The following is a 17932-nucleotide window of genomic DNA, read 5'->3' as shown; positions in this document are numbered from 1 at the left end:
ACCCTGTTTCGACGCCTGTCAAGCTAGACGAATGCCGAAACAGACTCTGCCGGTCGTGAACCTGGAAGCGGTGGCCTGCTGCGCCCCGTTGGCGGTCCGCCCGATGGATACCGAGCAGGCGACGGCGGTCGCACCGATGTTCAAGGCCCTCGGCGACCCGGTCCGGCTGCGGTTGATGTCGATGATCGCGTCGGTGCCGGAGATGTGCGTGTGTGACCTGACCCCGGCGTTCGAGCTGTCCGGGCCGACCATCTCCCACCACCTCAAGGTGCTGCGCGAGGCCGGCCTGGTCGACTCCGAACGGCGGGGCACCTGGGTGTGGTACCGGGTCAGGCCGGAGGCGTTCCGTCAGCTCGGCGCGCTGCTCGACCTGCCGGCCGCGACCGCCACGTGAACCTCACCCTCGCCCGGCGGGCCTCCGCTGAGTTCGCCGGTACGGGTCTGCTCGTTGCCGCCGTCGTGGGGTCCGGAATCGCCGCCCTCGTCCGCAGCGGCCGAGCCTCCGCTGCGCCCGCTGCCGTGGGCGCCTACATCGGTGCGGCGTACTGGTTCACCTCGTCCACCTCGTTCGCCAACCCCGCGGTCACCATCGGTCGGGCCTTCACCGACACCTTCGCCGGCATCGCCCCCGCCTCGGTGCCGGGCTTCGTGGCCGCCCAACTCGTCGGTGGCCTGGTCGCTGTCGCCGCCATCGCCGCCTGGTACCCCCACGCTGCCGCAGCCCCACCGTCATCTGACAGGAAGCCCACCCATGAGCGACAAGCCCACCGTGCTGTTCGTCTGCGTCCACACCGCCGGCCGCTCCCAGATGGCCGCCGGCTGGCTCCGCCACCTCGCCAGTGACACCATCGAGGTACGCTCCGCCGGCAGCGAACCCGCCGGACAACCCCTCGACGTCGTACGCCAAGTCCGCGACGACATTCGCGCTCGGGTCGAGCGGCTGATCAGCCAACTCTCCGTGCAGCCCTGATCGGGCACCCAGACCGGAGTTGCGAGGCATATCGTGGTCGCGGATCCGGCGGCGCACCTCGGAGGAGCGGAGTGGACGACCACGCCAGGGTGATCGCGGCATTCGAACGGCTGCATGCGACCGGCTGCCCGCTTCCCACCCCCGAGCAACGCGAGCGGATCGCCGCGGTGGCGTTCCGACGCTGGCGAAGCTTCGACCGGCGCTCCCGTATCCGTCGCCCCACTCGGGCGGATCGGATCAGGGACCTCGCGCACGGCATGGTCGATGCCCTGGAACCCGATCCCCATCTGGTCGGACCCCTCGTGCGCGACTACGAATGTCTGGCGGATGCCTTCGCAGCCGTGGTTGATCCAGCAGCCGATGGCGCAGGGGGCGGGTCGGGCAGGTGCGGGCACGGCGAGCCCAGGAACTGACCGGAACGTATGAAGCCCAAGCCGGGAACATGTCCTGACCTGGGCTACACGTTGGAGCGGGTGACGGGAATCGAACCCGCACTGTCAGCTTGGGAAGCTGATGTTCTGCCATTGAACTACACCCGCAAGCGGGATCACTCTACCTGAGCCAGCCGCCCCGGCGCACCCAGGGCTCCTCACCCACCCCGCCGCCGGACCGCGACACCGGCCGGCGCGGCCGGCGAGCCGCCCGGAGGGCGGGAGGAGCGGTGGGTAGGAAGAAGTTGCCGGGACGCAACAGATAGGCATTCTCAAATCTGTCGATCAGTTGTAACGTCTGCCCCACGTTTTCCGCACGACGCGACACAACCCCCGGTCGCGTCGCCAGAAAGAGGTGGGCTCATGGGACCACGTCCCGTCCTGCTGCGCCGGCGGATGGCCGGCATCGCATCGACATCGTTGGCGCTGGCGCTCGGCGTCGCCTCGGTCGGCCTGCTGCCGGCCGCCGCCACGACGGCCAGTCCAACGATCGCCGGCCATGCGGCCGCCGCGCATGCCGACGAGGTTTGTGAAGACGGCACGGATGCCCTGGCCAGGGTCCGGGGCGGTGAAGCTGCGCATGACCCGAACGAGCTGACCATCGCCCAGCTTCAGCAGCGGGAGGCCGAGTTCGCCGACCTGTTGCAGGAGCGGGCCAAGCGGGTCGGGCAGCGTACGCTCAGCGCCCAGGCCGCGGCGGCGTCGGTCACCATCCCGGTCGTGGTGCACGTGATCCAGCGGGACTCGACCCGCGCCGGCGGCAACATCCCCGACTCGATGATCAACTCGCAGATCAACGTGTTGAACCAGGCGTTCAGCGGAGCTACCGGCGGTGCCGCCACGGCGTTCGCGTTCCAGCTTCAGCGGATCAACCGGGTCACCAACTCGTCGTGGTACCCGATCCGGCAGGGCACGACCGCCGAGCGGCAGATGAAGACCCAGCTGCGGCAGGGCACGAAGGCCACGCTCAACATCTACCTTGGCGCACTGAGCAACAACCTGCTCGGCTGGGCGACGTTCCCGCAGACCACGCTGAACGTGATGGACGGCGTGGTGGTGCTGAGCGAGTCGCTCCCCGGCGGCACCGCCACCAACTACAACCAGGGCGACACCGGCACCCACGAGGTCGGCCACTGGCTGAACCTCTACCACACCTTCCAGGGCGGCTGCTCGGGCCAGGGCGACCAGGTTGCGGACACCCCGGCGGAGGCATCTCCGGCGAGCGGCTGCCCGACCGGTCGGGACACCTGCTCCAGCCCGGGCCTGGACCCGATCACCAACTTCATGGACTACTCGTACGACTCCTGCATGTACCAGTTCACGCCGGGTCAGGCGACCCGGATGATCAACGCTTGGAACACCTATCGCGCGTAGCGCGGCAGCCTGACACGTACGCCGGTGCCGGCCTCGGGAATCGGGGCCGGCACCGGCCGCATGTCGTCAGGCCGCGCGGGCGTGGCGGCCCGAGCGGGCCGGCAGCGGCGCGAGACGGTTGGCTTCGGTGGCGGTGCCAGCCGGGTCGAGCCAGACCTGGACCGCCGGTCGCCCCACCAGGTCGCCCGGCGCGCCGGTGCCGACCTGCTCGTGCCGGGCGAGCATCGCCACGTCGACGGTGAACTCGAAGAGCCGCCAGTCGGCGTGCGGGGCGGCCCGGGCCGCGAGGGCCAGTCGGGTCACCGTGGCGTCGTCGGTGACCGGCCGGGCCCGACCGGCGACGTACGCCTCGTCGTCGCTCTCCTCGGGCGGGAACGAGTGCAGCGCGTAGCGCCCGTCGCGCTCCAGGTCGCGCCGCTTCGGCGAGTCGATCACGAAGCAGAAGAGCCCGTCGTCGGTGATCACCGGGGAGACCGGGTGCACCCGGGGCCCGCCGTCGGCGCGGACCGTGGCCAGGTAGCCGAAGCCAGGGCCGTACTGCTGCATGAGAACGCGGATCCCGTCGGCGAGTCGGGGCTCGTCAGCGGCGAATTCGGACCAGGAAGCCATGACCACATCTTATCGAACATACGTTCTAAGCAGGTAGTCCGACACGCAGGTCACCCGTACCGCTATGGTGTGTCGATGCTGCTCTCCGACCGCGACCTGGTCTCCGAGATCAAGGCGGGCGCCCTGGCGTTGGAGCCCTTCGAGCCCACCCTGGTGCAGCCATCCAGCATCGACGTACGCCTGGACAAGCTGTTCCGGGTCTTCAACAACCATCTCTACACCCACATCGACCCGGCTACCCGGCAGGACGATCTGACCTCGCCGGTCGAGGTGCCCGACGGTGAGCCCTTCGTGCTGCACCCGGGTGAGTTCGTGCTCGCCTCCACGCTGGAGGTCATCTCCCTCGGCGACCAGTTGGCCGGGCGGCTCGAAGGCAAGTCGAGCCTGGGCCGGCTCGGTCTGCTCACCCACTCCACTGCGGGCTTCATCGACCCCGGCTTCTCCGGCCACGTCACGCTGGAGCTCTCCAACGTGGCCAACCTGCCGATCACCCTCTGGCCGGGCATGAAGATCGGCCAGCTCTGCATCTTCCGGCTCTCCTCCCCGGCCGAGCACCCCTACGGCTCGGCCGTCTACGGCTCGCGCTACCAGGGGCAGCGCGGCCCGACACCGAGCCGCGCCTGGCAGAACTGGCGCACCTGGCCGGTCCGCTGAGGCCCACCGGAACGATCGCCCGCCACGCCGAAAGGGTGCGAGCCGCCGTGCCGCCCCGCATGAAGATGCCACCGCCATCGACCTCGGCCTGAACGGCCGGGCCCGCGCCGTCGCAGGCGCGGACCCGGCCGTGGTACGCGAGCCGCGTCAGCCGGGTCGGCCGAAGCTGTGGATCGGGCTGTCGTCCATCCGCTTCATCTTGACCGGCTGCCCCGCCCGGGAGGAGTGCACCACCCAGCCACCGCCGACGTACATGCCGACGTGGTGCAGGTCGCGGTAGTAGAAGACGAGGTCACCCGGGCGCAGTGCGCTGCGGCTGACCGACGCGGTGACCTGCCGCTGCCGCGCCGCGTTGTGCGGCAGCGTCACTCCGGCGCGCGCCCACGCGGCCAGGGTCAGCCCGGAGCAGTCGTACGCGTTCGGTCCCTCGGCGCCCCAGGCGTACGGCTTGCCGATCTGGGCGCAGGCGAAGGTGACCGCCTTCCCGGCTGGCCCGCCCGGGTAGCCGGCCGGACAGGGTGCCGGGCGCAGTGGCCCACCACCCCCCTTGCCGTACGCCCGCAGCCGCAGCCGCTGCAACCGGTCGATCTCGGCGTCGATCTGCCGGCGCTTCTGCCCGAGTTCGGCCTCGGTGCTCGCCAGCTGGTCGATGCTGCGGTCCAGCGCACCCTTGGCGGCGGCCAGTTCGTCGCGCAGCTCGCGCGCCTGCCGTACGTCCTCCTGCTGGAATTGTGCGTAGCGGTCGAGCAGGCCGAGCTGCTCGACCACCTCGCCGGGCGACCTGCTGCCCAGCAGCGTGTTGACCACGCGGACCGTGCCGCCCTTGTAGGCCCGGACGGCCAGCTTGCCGACCCGATCCATCGCCTCGTCAACCTGCCGTTGCAGTGGGGCGATCCGGACGGCCAGGGCATCGGCCTGCCGCCGTTTGACGGCCAGGTCCTGCCGCGTGGCGTTGTGCCGTTCGATGACGGGTTCGAGCCGGTTCCAGTCCTCGTCGATCTGGCGCTCGATGTCGGCGACCCTGGGGTCGGCGTACGCCGCCGTCGCGCCGCCGGTCAGGATGACGGCGGTCGCGGTCAGCGCGGCGAGTGCGGTGGTGCAGCGGTACCAGCGGAAACGCGGCGCAGCCGTCGTCGGACCGGGCATCGCCGGCCGTCGTGACGGTGGCCGCGGGGCATGGTGTGCCACCGGGCTCCGTACTCCTTCTTCCGATACCGCCTACCGGGTTAGCTGACGGGTTCGGGCGGGAAGGGGGCGCCCTACCGCGAGCGTCGCGGATTCACCCCGGGTACCTGGGTCCCCGGCTCGCTCGACAGAACGACTCGGCGGTGCCGGACCGTTACCGCCCTCGGTGGGCGGAGCTGCCAGCCGGCCGGCGATTGCCCAGCGTAGGGACGATCCACGTCGATACGCAACACACCCACGCCATCACTGTCGGTGCATAAATCCGACAACGACGAAGGCCCCGGGTCGCTTGACCCGGGGCCTTCGTTCGTTCCTGTGCTACCGCTCAGCGGCGCGGATCAGCCGGGGCGGCGGAAGCCGGCGATCGGCATGGTCGTGATCGGCGAGACGTTCACCGGCTTGCCGGCGCGGGGCGAGTGCACCATCAGGTTGTTACCCAGATAGAGCCCGACGTGACTCACGTCGCTGCGGAAGAAGACCAGGTCGCCCGGCCGGGCCTCGGCCCGGGAAACCGCCTTGTTCTCGCTCCACTGGGCGCCCGTGAAGTGGGTCAGGTGGATGCCGGCGGCCTTGTAGGCGTACTGGGTGAGCCCGGAGCAGTCGAACGAGTTCGGCCCGGTGGCACCCCAGACGTACGGCTTGCCGACCTGGGCGCAGGCGACCTGGATGGCGGTCCGCGCTGCCGCGCTGACCACGTCCTTGATGGTCGGGCAGTTGGTCGTCTTGACCACGGTCACCGGCAGCGACTTCTCCAGCCGCTTGATCTCGGCGTCGATCTGCTTCTTCTTCGCCGCCAGCTGCTTCTCCTTGGCCTCCTGGTCGGCGATCAGGGCGTCGAGCTTGGCCTTCTGGTCGTCGTACTTCTTCTTGACCTTCATGACGCCCTCCAGCTCGCGGCGCTCCTGCGCCGCCAGCCGGTTCAGGAAGGCCATCTGCTCGCCGAGCGTGTCCGGCTTGGCGTTGAGCAGCACCGCGCCGAGGTCGGACGACGGGCCGGTGATGTAGTACCGGGAGGCCATGTCACCCACCCGGTTCATCGCCAGCTCGGTCTCCAGGGCCAGCGGCTCGATCTTCTTCTGGATCGTCTTGGACTTCTCGCGGTTCACCTTCAGCTGGGACCGCACCTTGTTGTACTGCTCGATTGTGGGTTCCAGTCGCTGCCACTGCTTGTCGATCTCCGCCTCGATCTGCTCGACCGACGGCTCCGCGTACGCGGGGGCGGCGAGCAGGCCAGCTCCGACCGCGGCGGCGGCGACCAGGACGACCAGCCGGCGGGCGGCCCGGTGCAGGCCACCGGGACGGCGGGAGCGTCCGGGCGCGCGACGATGAAGGGGCATGGTTGCCACCGGCACCGACTCCTTTGCAACCGACCACCGGGCGTCCCGCGAGCGGTAGGGGGCGGGACAGACGACCTACGGCGGTCGGTGCCCAAGAGTAGGGAAGGCGTGGTGCGGAATCAAGGCAACCAACGGCCCATTCACGTTTGCGCTACCGGTCGAATACAAAGGGTGTCGACCATTCCCGTAACAGTTATCCGGGCCAATACGTAAACGGGGTGCGGCCGCACCGGTGAAGGTACCGTCGCACCCCGCGTACGGGTCGTGGGTCAGCCGCCTACCGACTCCTGCGCCGTGGCGGTCGGGGACTGCTCGGGCTTGACCGACCGGAGCAGGACGCTTGCCACATCGATCACCTCGACCTGCTCACCGGCGCCCTTGCCGTTCACGCCGTCGCTGAGCATGGTGGAACAGAACGGGCAGCCGACCGCCACCGTCCGCGCCCCGGTGGACATGGCCTCCTCCACCCGGTCCACGTTGATCCGCTTGCCGATGCGCTCCTCCATCCACATCCGCGCGCCACCGGCGCCGCAGCAGAAGGAACGCTCGCTGTTACGCGGCATCTCGACGAGACCGCCACCGTCCGCACCGCCGCCGGACCCACCGGCGATGGCGCTGCCCAGCACCTCGCGCGGCGGGGTGAACACCCGGTTGTGCCGACCGAGGTAGCAGGGGTCGTGGTAGGTCACCCCGCCGTCGACCGGCTGCACCGGGGTGAGCTTTCCGGTGGCGACCAGGTGGGCCAGCAGTTGGGTGTGGTGCACCACCTCGAACTCGCCGCCGAGCTGGCCGTACTCGTTGCCCAGGGTGTTGAAGCAGTGCGGGCAGGTCGCGACGATCTTGCGCTTGGCCTTCTCCCGCCCCTCGAACGCCTCGTTCAGGGTCTCCACGTTCTGCTGGGCGAGCATCTGGAAGACGAACTCGTTGCCGATCCGCCGGGCCGGGTCACCCGAGCAGGTCTCGCCCTCGCCGAGGATGGCGAAGGAGACGCCCGCCTCGTTCAGCAGGGTGGCCACCGCCCGGGTGGTCTTCTTGGCCCGGTCCTCGAAGGCACCCGCGCAGCCCACCCAGAACAGGTACTCGAAGTCCTCGACCTCGCCGACCCGCGGCACCTCGAAGTCGAGGCCCTTGGTCCAGTCCTCGCGGGTGTTCTGCGGGGCGCCCCATGGGTTGCCCTTGTTCTCCAGGTTGCGCAGCATCACGCCGGCCTCCGACGGGAAGCTCGACTCGATGAGCACCTGGTAGCGGCGCATGTCCACGATGTGGTCGACGTGCTCGATGTCCACCGGGCACTGCTCCACACAGGCACCACAGGTGGTGCACGACCAGAGCACGTCCGGGTCGATCACACCGCCCGCCTCGGCGTCGCCGATCAGCGGCTTCTCCGCCTCGGCCAGCGCCAGTACGTCGACGTGGGCGAGCTGCGCGGCGGTGGCCTTCTCCTCGCCGGTCAGGTCCTTGCCGCCGCCCGCCAGCAGGTAGGGGGCCTTGGCGTACGCGTGGTCGCGCAGGCTGAGCACGAGCAGCTTCGGCGACAGCGGCTTGCCGGTGTTCCAGGCCGGGCACTGCGACTGGCACCGGCCGCACTCGGTGCAGGTGCTGAAGTCCAGCAGACCCTTCCAGGTGAACTGCTCGACCTGGGCGACACCGAACTGGTCGGACTCCGGGTCGGCCTCCTCGAAGTCGAGCGGCTTGCCGCCGCTCATCATCGGCCGCAGCGCGCCGAGGCCGGAGCCGGCGCTGCCCGGGTTCCGCTTGAAGAAGATGTTGGGGAAGGCGAGGAAGCGGTGCCAGGCCACCCCCATGGTCACGTTCAGCGAGATCACGATGAGCCAGGTCATCGAGATGGCGATCTTGATCAGGGCGGCGACGCTGACCCCGGCCTCCCAGCCCGGCAGCGCCGCGCCGACCGCGTGGCTGAGCGGGGTGGCCCAGGCCGGGTACTCGAAGTGGTCGGTGGCGACCTTGAAGCCACGGATCAGGAAGCCCATGATCAGGACGGCCAGCACGACGGCCTCGACGAAGTAGCCCTGCCACATGGTGGAGCCGGTGAACCGCGACCGGCGGCCGGCCCGGTTCGGCCGGTTGGCCAGCCGGATGGCGATCAGCACCACGATGCCGACGATGCCGAGGATGCCGATCCACTCGGTGACCAGGCCGTAGAGGGTCCAGCTGCCGATCAGCGGCAACCCGCCGGTCGGCGAGACCACCTCGAAGTACGCCTCGAGCACCAGCAGCGACAGCACGATGAAGCCGACCATCACGAACCAGTGCGCGGCACCCACCACGCTCCAGCGGAGCATCCGGGTGTGCCCGGCGGTCTCCGCGAGCATGGTTTTGGTGCGGCTGGCCTGGTCGCCGAAGCGGGTCGGGTCGGGCTGACCCAGCCGGATCACGCCCGTCATCTGCATGACCGCGCGCACCGCAAGCCACACCGCCGCGGCGGTGATGGCCGCCGCGAGGATCGTGGTGACGATCTGGACGCTGCCCATCGAGTTGGCCTCCCGGTCTGCTGCCTGTCGAGCGGGCGTGGCGACCGGGTCGGCGCGAGCGGTCGACCGCACCGCGCCGTCAACCGGATCGGTCGATGACCTCGCTCCGCTCGGTCATGCAGTGCAGCCTACGCACAAAGTTACCCGAGAGTAACGTGAGTCTTCTCGCACCCGGGGCCACGTCGCCCTGCGCCCACCTTAGGAGGTCCTCAGGATCCGCGCCGGGCGGCCCTGGCCGGCTCGCGGTGCCGGGTGCGGCCCCGCGCGTGACTCAGCGCCAGCGGGAGAGCAGGATCAGGGAGGCGACCATCGCACCGAAGCCCACCGCGAGGTTCCAGTAGCCCAGCTCCATGACCGGGTATTCCTGCTCGGAGAGGTAGTAGACCACCAGCCAGCCGATGCCGAACACGATGAGCGACACCGCCGAGACCGGCAGCCAGAGCGGGCTAGGCTTGCGCGTCGCCGCTGTCGCCGTCGGGCGGACGTCCGTGGGCGGGGTGTACACCTTCTTCTTGCGGACCTGAGACTTGGGCACGACGCTCTCCAGAGGGGTTACGACCTCGTCCGGCCTGCAACCGGGCGCGAGGGCGACGGTCCATGGCCAATAATGTTCGAGAGCTAGCGTAGTCCGGAAGGCTCGTCCAATCCACGAATGGGGCCAGACCGGTACCGGGCAGACCGGAAACGAGCTGCCCGACGGCTCTCGCTGGAGCCCGCATCGCGCGGGTGCAGCAGGTGGGGACAGGGGGAACGGTCCGTGGAGTACACGTCCGGCGCGGCCTCGTGGCAGAAGGCGCTGCGGCGGCTCGTCGCCGGGTTGCTGCCTCGCCGGCCACGGCAACGCCGACCAGGCTGGTCGATCTGCGTACCGGTGATCGCCGCCGCCGCCGGCCTGCTCTTCACGACCACCGCCAGCACCGCCGGCGGAACGGCGCTGCGCGAGGACCGGCGCCCGCAGCTCACCGAGTTGATCGAGGACCGGCGCGCCCAGGTGGCCGCCAATGAGGAACGCGCCGCCCGGCTGCGCCGGGAGGTCGAGAGTCGCACGACCGACCTCGCCGACTCGGACGGCACGATCAAGGAACAGCAGGAACGCGCCAGCGCAAGTCTCGGCGTTGCCGGCTTCACCGCGCTCACCGGCCCCGGGCTGACGGTCGAACTCAACGACGCGCCGCAGCTCGGCAGCCTGCCCGAGGGGGTCGAGAACGACGACCTGGTCGTCCACCAGGGCGACGTCCAAGCGGTGGTCAACGCGCTCTGGGCCGGCGGCGCCGAAGCCATGTCAATCATGGACGTGCGCGTCCTGAGCACCAGCGCGGTACGCTGCGTCGGTAACACCCTGCTGCTGCACGGGCGGGTGTACTCCCCACCTTTCAAGATCGTAGCAATTGGCGATCCCGCCGCCCTCCGGCAGGCCCTCGCCGCTTCCGAGGGAGTCCGGTGGTTCAGGGACGCAGTCGAGAACTATCAGCTCGGCTACTCCGAGAAGGAGTCGACCGTCACCGTTCCCGCGTTCGAGGATTCCACCACCCTGCGCTCCGCCGAGGTGCCGAGGTGAGGCCGGAATGAGCGAGCGGCAGCAAGCGAATCATCAACTCGGTGCGTCGGTGCCTCGTGACCGCGCGGAGCGTAGCGGAGTGCCGTCATGAGCCAACAACCCGACGGTCGGCACCGCGACGAGGCCGACGAATCCACGGCTTTCATACCCAAGGTCGAGCGCCCGGAGCCGGCACCGGCCCAACCGCGTACGACCCTGCCCTGGCCGGACCCGGTGGCACCGCGTCCCGCTGAGCGCCCCGGTGACCGGGCCCCCGAGGCCCAGCGGTCGACCGACCTCGGCCGCTGGGACGCCCAGCAGCCGAACCGCGAGCAGGCCACCGCCCCCGGCCGCTGGGATGCCCAACCCGACCGCGAGGCAGCCGCCGCCAGCCGCTGGGACACCCAGCCGAATCGGGAGCAGGCAGCCAGCGGGTGGGACGCCGCGACCAGTCAATGGGACGCCGCGCCGGCCCGGCAGCAGCCGACAGCGGACCGGTGGAACGCGTCCGCCGGCCAGCGCCCCGACCACAACGGCTGGCGACCGGGCGCGGGCGCTGCCGACCAGCGCAACGGCGCCGCCTCGCCGGCCGGTCAGTCCGGCGTCCCTGGCGAGCCGGCCCCCTGGCGGGACGCCTTCCAGCCGAGCCGTCCCCCCGCCGCGCGGCAACCGGATCTCGGGCCGCCGCAGCCGGCTGCCGGGCCGGCCCAGCCGGACCCCGCCGCGCTGCGGGCCGCCCCGGGCAGCTCGCCGACGAACGGCACGCCGCCGCCGGGCGGGCGGGGCCACGAGCAGCCGCCGTCCGCCGGGCACGAGCGCCAGCCCGGCTGGATGTCCCAGGGCACGCAGCCCGCCGAGCAGCTCGGCCACGGCCAGCAGCGGCCGGGCGCACCGCAGTCGTACGCGGCCCAGCCCACCCCCGGTGCCCCGCAGGGGTCCGGCGCGCCCTCGGCGTCCGCCGCTCAGCAGCACCAGAACCAGCAGCCGTGGGCAGCGCCGGCCCGGCCGACGGAAGCCAACGGCGTCCACGGCGCCGAGCCCGCACGGTCCACCACCGACCGCAGCGCCGACCAGGGCGGCTGGTCGATCGAGGGTCCGACCGCGCTGATGCCGAAGATCGGCGACGCCGCGACCAGGCCCGCGGAGCGGCCCGGCCCCCAAGCGGCTGCCCCGCCGCCGCTCGGAGGCGGCGCGCCCGCCGGTTTCGGCCGACCTGGTGAGGCGACCCGCCCCGGCCCGGCCGGTGGGCCGACCACGGCGAACGCGGCCAACCACGCCGAGGCACCGACAGCCGCCCTGGCCGTGACCAACCAACCGGCTGGCCCGGCTGCGCCGATCCGGCCGAGCAGCCCGACCGGGCCGGGTGCACCGAGCCAGCCGAGCAGCCCGAACCCGCCGAACCGGCCGAGCGGACCGGCGACGCCGGAGCGGCCGGTGGATCCGGCGGCCACCGCGCTCATCCCGGCGGTCACCGGTGCCACCAGGCCGGGCGGTCAGCCCGCGCTTGACTCGACCGCGCTGATGGGAGCGGTGCCCCGGCCGCCGAAGAAGGAGGGGGATCCGGCGGACGGTGCCGACGAACCCGCCGAGCAACCCAAGCCGCGGCGCGGCGACCGGGTGGTTCAGCTACGCGCGCAGCAGACCGATGAGGGTTACAAGAGCGTCTACTCGGAGCTGACCCGCCCCTCGATCTGGTCCCGGGTCCGGACCGGCCTGCGCTTCGGCGGCGAGCTGCTGATCACCTTCGGCCTGGTGGTGCTCCTCTTCGCCGGCTATGAGATCTGGGGCAAGTCGGCGATCGTCGACGCGCACCAGGGCGATCTGAGCGAGCAGTTGGCGCAGGCCTGGGGCCCGGAGGGCGATCCCACGGTCGCCCCCTCGGCGAGCCCCTCCAGCAAGCCGAGGCCACCGGTACACGGCAAGCCGATCGCGCTGCTCGCCATTCCGAAGATCGACAAGGAATGGATCGTGGTCGAGGGCGTCACCCAGAAGGACATCCGGTACGCCCCGGGCCACTACCCGGACAGCGCCATGCCGGGTGAGGTCGGGAACTTCTCCGTGGCCGGGCACCGGAACCGGGCCACCTTCTGGCGGCTGGACGAGCTGCGCAAGGGCGATCCGATCCTCGTCGAGGGCCGCAACGAGTGGTACATCTACCAGGTCACCGAGAACCACATCGTGAAGCCGTCCCAGGTCGAGGTGGTCGCCCCGGTTCCGGGCCGACCGGGCCAGAAGCCGACCAAGAAGATGCTCACCCTGACCACCTGCAATCCCAAGTTCGACAACTACGAGCGGTTGATCGTCCACGCCGAGTTGACGCGTACCCAGCCGAAGTCCGAGGGACGTCCGGCGGAGCTGGGGGCCTGACCATGTACGGCTGGATCTGGCGAAAGCTCCCCTTCGGGCTGCCCGGCAAGCTCGCCGGCAGCCTGCTGCTCGTCACCACGGTGGTGGCGCTGCTCTGGTACGTGGTGTTCCCCTGGGCCGAGCCGCTGCTCCCCTTCACCGGCAGCGACGTGCAGGTCACCGAGGATTCCGGAGTGCCGGGCGCGCCCGGTGACGGGGTGCCCGGCGACGGACCGGCCGACGACGCGCCGCCCGGCGACGAGCACGACCTGCCCTACGACACCGAGCGGAACAACAGCCCGCCACCGGACGAGGACTAGTGAGGCCCATGCGCGTCCTGGTGATCGACAACTACGACTCGTTCGTCTTCAACCTGGTGCAGTACCTCGGCCAACTCGGTGTCGAGTGCGAGGTGCGGCGCAACGACGAGATCGAGCTGGCCGAGGTGGGGCGGGTCGGTGCGGCCGGCGTACTGCTCTCACCCGGGCCGGGCAGCCCCGACCGGGCCGGCATCTGCCTCGACCTGATCCGCGCGTACGCCGGGCAGGTGCCGATCTTCGGCGTCTGCCTTGGCCACCAGGCGATCGGTGAGGCGTTCGGTGCCACGGTCACCCGCGCCCCGGAGCTGCTGCACGGCAAGACCTCGGAGGTCCGGCACGACAACACCGGCGTCCTCGCCGGCCTGCCCGACCCGTTCACCGCCACCCGCTACCACTCCCTCGCGGTGCTGCGCGAAACGCTGCCGCCGGAGCTGGAGGTGACCGGGTGGACCGCTGGCGGGATCGTGATGGCGATGCGCCATCGCACCCTGCCGATCGAGGGCGTCCAGTTCCATCCGGAGTCGGTGCTCACCGAGGGCGGCCACCTGATGCTGGCCAACTGGCTCGCCAGCTGTGGTCATCCCGAGGCGCTGGAGCGCGCTCCCGAACTGGCCGCCGAGGTCGACGCCCGCCGTCGAGCCGCGTTCGCCGCCTGAGGTCGAGCCCGCACCTCACCAACTGACCAGACGCGGCGGTCAGTTGGTGAGCGCGTCGGTGATGCCGGCGTGCGCGGGCGAGTCGACGGCGGCCGGCCGGCCCCGGAGCACGTCCCAGGCCGCCTTGCCGCTGGCGAAGTAGTCCCGTACCGCCTTTTCCAGCAGCAGCGCCCGGCCGCAGCCCGAGCAGCGGGCGGGCACCCCGTCGGCGTCGATGCCCAACTGCCGGCAGAGGGTCACCGCCCGGGACAGGTGGTAGGACTGGGTGACGATCAGGGCTCGCTCGACGCCGTACACCTCGCGGGCCCGCAGGCAGCTGTCGTAGGTGTCCAGGCCGTGCGGGTCGGCGACGACCCGGCGAGGATCGACGCCGAGTTGCCCGGTGAGGTGGGCGGTCATCGCCGCCGTCTCGTCACCCGACAACCCGCCTCCGTCGCCGGAGACCAGCACCACCCGGGCCCGTTGGCTGTGCACGAGTTCGGCGGCGGTCTCCAGCCGGCCGGCCAGCCGGATGCCCGGCTGGCGTCCGGCCTCGGTGACCGCGGTGCCGAGGACGATCACCACATCGGTGCTCGGTGCCTCGTCGGCCGGGTGGAGGTGCCCCCGGGCGGCGGTCGTCGTCCAGAGCCAGGGCAGGCTGACGAGCAGCAACAGGGTCAGCCCGGCAGCCGCCACCCGGACCGGCCACCGCCACCGCTTCGCCCGGCGCGGCGGGTCGGTCACCGACGGCTCTTCGGTGCCGTCCTCGGCTGTCACTCGCCGGGCAGGCGGAACGGCGGGGCGGTGGGCAGGACCGGACCACCGCCACCGTTACCACCACCGCCGTTACCACCGCCGCCGTCGTCATCCCCGTCCGGCGGGGTCGGGGTGGGGGTGGGGGTACCGGTCGGGCTCTGGGTCGGCGGCTCCGGGTCTTCCGGTTCCTCCACCGACACGAAGATGGTCACCCTGCTTCCCTTGGTGCGCTGGGCGTTGGCGTTCGGGTTCTGGTCGGTGACCCGGCCGGCCTCTGCGGCGGGCACCTCGGGACCGATCTCCACCGAATGTTCGAAGCCGGCGTCCTTCAACGCCTTCTTCGCGTCGGCCTCGCTGAGACCCACCACGTTCGGCACCCGGACGACGTTCCCCTTCGAGACCGTCAGGGTGACCGTGGTCTCCTCGGCCACCTTCTCGCCCTCGGCCGGGTCGACCGCCAGCACCTGCCCCTTGGCGGCGGCGTCGTCCTCCTCCTCGATCTTGACCTTGAGGTTCAGCTCCTCGAGCCGCTCCTCGGCGGCGGCCTGGGTGCTGCCGACCAGAGACGGGATGGTCACCTCTGGCGCGCCGCCGCAGATCGAAACGGTCACCGTGCTGTCCGGTGCCACCCGTTCCCCGGCGGCCGGGGCCTGGCTGGCCACCTTGTCCTTCTCGCAGTCCTTGTCGAACACCTCATCGCCGAGCGCCGGTTGGAAGCCGGCCTGCTGGATCTGGGCGAACGCCTCCTGCTGGGTCATCCCGGTGAGCGTCGGCACCGGCACGTCCGCCGGATCCCGCTGGTTCAGCCACAGGGCGGCGACCAGGGCGATCACCGCGAGCACGCCGAGCGCGGCGAAGACGGCGATCAGCCACGACGAGGCCCGACGCTGGCGCGGGTCACCCACCCGGGCCGGGATCTGCCGGGTCTGCGTCGCACCGGCCGCCGGATAGCCCGGGGCCGCCGCGGCCATCGCCACGGTCTCGTCCTCGCGCATCACCGGCGTCGCCATCACCGGCCGGCCAGCCGCCGCACGGAGCAGATCCGCCCGCATCTCGCCGGCGCTCTGGTAGCGGTTGAGCGGGTTCTTCGACAGCGCCTTGAGCACGATCGCGTCGACCGCCGGGTTGACGTCCGGGTTGAGGTCGCTCGGCGTCGGCGGGGCCTCCCGGACATGCTGGTACGCGACGCTGACCGGGCTGTCGCCGACGAACGGCGGGTGGCCGCAGAGCAGCTCGAACAGCACGCAGCCGGCCGCGTACACGTCGGAGCGGGCGTCGACGGCCTCGCCCCGGGCCTGCTCGGGAGAGAGATATTGTGCGGTGCCGATGACCGCGCTGGTCTGCGTCATCGTGGTGGCACCACTGGCCAGCGCCCGGGCGATGCCGAAGTCCATCACCTTGACCTGGCCGGTCTGGGTGAGCATCACGTTGCCGGGCTTGATGTCCCGGTGGATGATGCCGTGCCGGTGGCTGAACTCCAGCGCCGCGCACATGTCGGCGCAGATCTCCAGCGCCCGCCGGGGCTGTAACCGGCCCTCGGCGCCGAGCACCTCCTTCAAGGTGCGCCCGTTCACGAACTCCATCACGATGAACGGGAGGGTTTCGCCGGTGGGGGCCTGCTCCTCCCCGGTGTCGTAGACGGCGACGATGGCGGGGTGGTTGAGCGAGGCGGCGTTCTGCGCCTCCCGACGGAAGCGCATCTGGAAGGTGGCGTCCCGGGCAAGATCAGCCCGGAGCATCTTGATCGCGACATCCCGGCCGAGCCGCAGGTCGCGACCGCGGTGCACCTCGGCCATGCCGCCGTACCCGAGCAGCTCGCCGACCTGGTACCTGCCACCGAGCAGGCGGGCCTGGGCTGTCATCGCGTCTGTCGTCCTTCGCTCGTGGTCGTCTCGTCGCCGTCCGGTCGGGACTGATCCAGTCGACGGTACGCCGTGCCGGCCGGATCGTCTCGCCCGTCCGGTCGCAGCGCCTCGGAGGTCGCCACCGGCACGGACGCCCCGCCCGGCATGACATTGAGGCTGTTCCGCAGTCTGTAGGAAACCACGCCGGAGCAGACCACGACCAGTACGCCCAGCACGATGGCCAGGAACACCATGCCAGGCCGTGATCGCCTGGGTGCGTTACGTGATGGCGCGGGCTGCGGGGGGTAGGCGGATGGGACGGTGGCCGCGCCGCGCGGATAACCGGTGGCCGCCGGAGCGACCGCGGTCGGGCGGGGTGGCTGCGCCACCGGTGGGCGGTTCGGCGGGGGTGCCATCGGTGCGCGGTTCGGCGGCTGCGCCATCGGCGCGCGGTTCGGCGAAGGTGCGTTGACCGGCCGGTGCGGCACCGCCGACGCGTGCGGGCCAGCCAGCGGAGCGTGCGGCGCGGCCGGAGCACGCGATGGCACCTGGGCCCGGCCGGGGGCTGGCGACGCCGGCGCGGCCGAGATCGGTGCCGCCTGACCACCGCCACGCGCCTGCCGGGACAGCGCCGCCTTCAACTGCCGGGCCGCCCCGGCGAGCACCGCGGCGCTCGGCCAGCGGTCCTTCGGGTCCTTGGCCATCGCCCGCTCCACCAGCGCGCAGACCTGGGGCGGGATGTCGGACGGCAGCACCCTGGGGGCCTCCCGGACGTGCCGCATGGCGATGTCGAGGGGATTGTCACCCTCGAACGGCCGCCGTCCGGCGAGGCACTGGTAGGCGACCACACCGAGCGCGTAGACGTCGGAGGCGGGGGTGGCCACCTGGCCGGTGGCCTGCTCCGGCGAGATGTACGAGGCGGTGCCGAGCACCGAGCCGGCCGCGGTGAGCTGGCCGACGAGTTCCGACCGGGCGATGCCGAAGTCGGTGAGCACCAGCGTGCCGTTGGGGCGTACCAACAGGTTGCCGGGCTTCACGTCCCGGTGCACGATGCCCTTGACGTGCGCGGCGTGCAGCGCGTCGGCGGCCTGCGCGACAAGAGCCATCGTCCGGGCCGGGGTGAGCCGGCCGACCCGGCTGAGCGTGGCCGAGAGCGGATCGCCCTCGACGTACTCCATGATCAGGAAGGCGATGTGCTGGTCGTTGCCGAAGTCGTAGACGTCGACCACGCCCGGGTGGTTGATCGTCGCCATCGTCCGGGCCTCGCCCCGGAACCGCTCGGCGAAGCCGGGCTCGTCCAGCAGCGCCGGAAGCAGGCTCTTGACCGCCACCGTACGACCGAGCACCTGGTCGGTGCCGCGCCAGACGTCACCCATGCCACCGCTGGCGATCCGCTCGTCGAGGCGGTACCGGTTGCCGAGCTGCACTCCGGGACTGAGCAT

General features: G+C 71.3%; 17 protein-coding genes, 1 tRNA gene, 1 pseudogene and 1 riboswitch. Of the genes and pseudogenes, 10 read left to right on the top strand and 9 right to left on the bottom strand.

From position 1 onward, the window contains the following. Positions 1-31: 31 nt before the first annotated feature. The 4 genes from AC507J_RS04955 to AC507J_RS04940 all read left to right on the top strand — a co-directional run bounded on the left by AC507J_RS04955 (position 32) and on the right by AC507J_RS04940 (position 1383). Positions 32-394 carry an ArsR/SmtB family transcription factor gene (locus tag AC507J_RS04955; RefSeq protein ID WP_496287841.1) on the top strand — a complete coding sequence of 121 codons (363 nt, stop codon included), beginning with the start codon at positions 32-34 and terminating at the stop codon, positions 392-394. Further along, positions 319-843, top strand: a complete 525-nt coding sequence (locus AC507J_RS04950) for an aquaporin (RefSeq protein ID WP_496287840.1) — start codon at positions 319-321, stop codon at positions 841-843. Before AC507J_RS04955 ends, AC507J_RS04950 begins: the two co-directional genes overlap by 76 nt. Beyond that, on the top strand, positions 752-970 hold the full coding sequence (locus AC507J_RS04945) for an arsenate reductase/protein-tyrosine-phosphatase family protein (RefSeq protein ID WP_496287839.1): 219 nt from the start codon (positions 752-754) through the stop codon (positions 968-970). The genes AC507J_RS04950 and AC507J_RS04945 overlap by 92 nt, the downstream gene beginning before the upstream one ends. 71 nt (positions 971-1041) lie before the next feature. Further along, positions 1042-1383 carry a hypothetical protein gene (locus AC507J_RS04940; RefSeq protein WP_496287838.1) on the top strand — a complete coding sequence of 114 codons (342 nt, stop codon included), beginning with the start codon at positions 1042-1044 and terminating at the stop codon, positions 1381-1383. A gap of 52 nt (positions 1384-1435) precedes the next feature. On the opposite strand, the gene AC507J_RS04935 is transcribed toward AC507J_RS04940, so the two are convergent. Continuing rightward, positions 1436-1509: transfer RNA gene (locus AC507J_RS04935), tRNA-Gly, on the bottom strand. Positions 1510-1764: 255 nt separating this feature from the next. Between AC507J_RS04935 and AC507J_RS04930 the strand changes: the two genes are divergently transcribed. Beyond that, complete coding sequence (locus AC507J_RS04930) at positions 1765-2775, top strand: zinc metalloprotease (RefSeq protein ID WP_496287837.1); 1011 nt, start codon at positions 1765-1767, stop codon at positions 2773-2775. Between the two features lie 66 nt (positions 2776-2841). On the opposite strand, the gene AC507J_RS04925 is transcribed toward AC507J_RS04930, so the two are convergent. Further along, a complete protein-coding gene (locus tag AC507J_RS04925) occupies positions 2842-3384 on the bottom strand; it encodes a pyridoxamine 5'-phosphate oxidase family protein (protein WP_496287836.1) in 543 nt (180 codons plus the stop codon). A 75-nt stretch (positions 3385-3459) separates the two neighbouring features. Between AC507J_RS04925 and dcd the strand changes: the two genes are divergently transcribed. Beyond that, complete coding sequence (dcd, locus tag AC507J_RS04920; protein WP_341718325.1) at positions 3460-4038, top strand: dCTP deaminase; 579 nt, start codon at positions 3460-3462, stop codon at positions 4036-4038. Positions 4039-4185: 147 nt separating this feature from the next. Here dcd and AC507J_RS04915 read toward each other — a convergent pair whose 3' ends face one another. The 4 genes from AC507J_RS04915 to AC507J_RS04900 form a co-directional block, all read right to left on the bottom strand. Next, the gene (locus AC507J_RS04915; protein WP_496287835.1) at positions 4186-5184 is read right to left on the bottom strand and encodes a C40 family peptidase; all 999 of its coding nucleotides are present in this window, start codon (positions 5182-5184) and stop codon (positions 4186-4188) included. Positions 5185-5238: 54 nt separating this feature from the next. Beyond that, a riboswitch (cyclic di-AMP (ydaO/yuaA leader) is annotated at positions 5239-5376 on the bottom strand. Between the two features lie 185 nt (positions 5377-5561). Beyond that, a complete protein-coding gene (locus AC507J_RS04910) occupies positions 5562-6575 on the bottom strand; it encodes a C40 family peptidase (protein WP_496287834.1) in 1014 nt (337 codons plus the stop codon). 254 nt (positions 6576-6829) lie between these two features. Then, on the bottom strand, positions 6830-9052 hold the full coding sequence (locus AC507J_RS04905) for a (Fe-S)-binding protein (RefSeq protein WP_496287914.1): 2223 nt from the start codon (positions 9050-9052) through the stop codon (positions 6830-6832). A 271-nt stretch (positions 9053-9323) separates the two neighbouring features. Continuing rightward, the gene (locus AC507J_RS04900) at positions 9324-9587 is read right to left on the bottom strand and encodes a cell division protein CrgA (protein ID WP_204035300.1); all 264 of its coding nucleotides are present in this window, start codon (positions 9585-9587) and stop codon (positions 9324-9326) included. A gap of 222 nt (positions 9588-9809) precedes the next feature. On the opposite strand from AC507J_RS04900, the gene AC507J_RS04895 reads away from it, so the two are divergent. The 4 genes and pseudogenes from AC507J_RS04895 to AC507J_RS04880 all read left to right on the top strand — a co-directional run bounded on the left by AC507J_RS04895 (position 9810) and on the right by AC507J_RS04880 (position 13911). Beyond that, entirely contained in the window at positions 9810-10610 is an 801-nt protein-coding gene (locus tag AC507J_RS04895) for a DUF881 domain-containing protein (protein WP_496287833.1), read from the top strand. Positions 10611-11595: 985 nt separating this feature from the next. Beyond that, a pseudogene (locus tag AC507J_RS04890) lies at positions 11596-12956 on the top strand (class E sortase); the annotation flags it as partial. A 2-nt stretch (positions 12957-12958) separates the two neighbouring features. Further along, the gene (locus tag AC507J_RS04885) at positions 12959-13255 is read left to right on the top strand and encodes a hypothetical protein (protein ID WP_496287832.1); all 297 of its coding nucleotides are present in this window, start codon (positions 12959-12961) and stop codon (positions 13253-13255) included. 8 nt (positions 13256-13263) lie between these two features. Beyond that, positions 13264-13911 (top strand): aminodeoxychorismate/anthranilate synthase component II, encoded by a 648-nt coding sequence (locus tag AC507J_RS04880; protein ID WP_496287831.1) that lies wholly within the window; start codon positions 13264-13266, stop codon positions 13909-13911. 39 nt (positions 13912-13950) lie between these two features. Here the strand turns inward: AC507J_RS04880 and AC507J_RS04875 are convergent, their stop codons facing one another. The 3 genes from AC507J_RS04875 to AC507J_RS04865 are packed head-to-tail and all read right to left on the bottom strand — an operon-like array spanning position 13951 to position 17932. Continuing rightward, positions 13951-14634 carry a SanA/YdcF family protein gene (locus tag AC507J_RS04875; RefSeq protein WP_496287830.1) on the bottom strand — a complete coding sequence of 228 codons (684 nt, stop codon included), beginning with the start codon at positions 14632-14634 and terminating at the stop codon, positions 13951-13953. A gap of 29 nt (positions 14635-14663) precedes the next feature. After that, a complete protein-coding gene (gene pknB / locus AC507J_RS04870; RefSeq protein ID WP_496287829.1) occupies positions 14664-16508 on the bottom strand; it encodes a Stk1 family PASTA domain-containing Ser/Thr kinase in 1845 nt (614 codons plus the stop codon). Then, positions 16505-17932 carry a serine/threonine-protein kinase gene (locus AC507J_RS04865; RefSeq protein ID WP_496287828.1) on the bottom strand — a complete coding sequence of 476 codons (1428 nt, stop codon included), beginning with the start codon at positions 17930-17932 and terminating at the stop codon, positions 16505-16507. The genes pknB and AC507J_RS04865 overlap by 4 nt, the downstream gene beginning before the upstream one ends.

The sequence above is a fragment of the Micromonospora sp. PRAS1 genome, from assembly GCF_059553435.1.
Note: the sequence above shows the minus strand (reverse complement) of the source record. Positions and strands in the feature narration are given on the sequence as shown.

Excerpts from the sequence above, each read along its gene's own strand:
- AC507J_RS04955 (WP_496287841.1), top strand. The coding sequence starts at position 32 with ATGCCGAAACAGACTCTGCCGGTCGTGAACCTGGAAGCGGTGGCCTGC.
- AC507J_RS04945 (WP_496287839.1), top strand. The coding sequence starts at position 752 with ATGAGCGACAAGCCCACCGTGCTGTTCGTCTGCGTCCACACCGCCGGC.
- AC507J_RS04930 (WP_496287837.1), top strand. The coding sequence starts at position 1,765 with ATGGGACCACGTCCCGTCCTGCTGCGCCGGCGGATGGCCGGCATCGCA.
- AC507J_RS04925 (WP_496287836.1), bottom strand. The coding sequence starts at position 3,384 with ATGGCTTCCTGGTCCGAATTCGCCGCTGACGAGCCCCGACTCGCCGAC.
- dcd (WP_341718325.1), top strand. The coding sequence starts at position 3,460 with ATGCTGCTCTCCGACCGCGACCTGGTCTCCGAGATCAAGGCGGGCGCC.
- AC507J_RS04915 (WP_496287835.1), bottom strand. The coding sequence starts at position 5,184 with ATGCCCGGTCCGACGACGGCTGCGCCGCGTTTCCGCTGGTACCGCTGC.
- AC507J_RS04905 (WP_496287914.1), bottom strand. The coding sequence starts at position 9,052 with ATGGGCAGCGTCCAGATCGTCACCACGATCCTCGCGGCGGCCATCACC.
- AC507J_RS04885 (WP_496287832.1), top strand. The coding sequence starts at position 12,959 with ATGTACGGCTGGATCTGGCGAAAGCTCCCCTTCGGGCTGCCCGGCAAG.
- AC507J_RS04880 (WP_496287831.1), top strand. The coding sequence starts at position 13,264 with ATGCGCGTCCTGGTGATCGACAACTACGACTCGTTCGTCTTCAACCTG.
- pknB (WP_496287829.1), bottom strand. The coding sequence starts at position 16,508 with ATGACAGCCCAGGCCCGCCTGCTCGGTGGCAGGTACCAGGTCGGCGAG.
- AC507J_RS04865 (WP_496287828.1), bottom strand. The coding sequence starts at position 17,932 with ATGCTCAGTCCCGGAGTGCAGCTCGGCAACCGGTACCGCCTCGACGAG.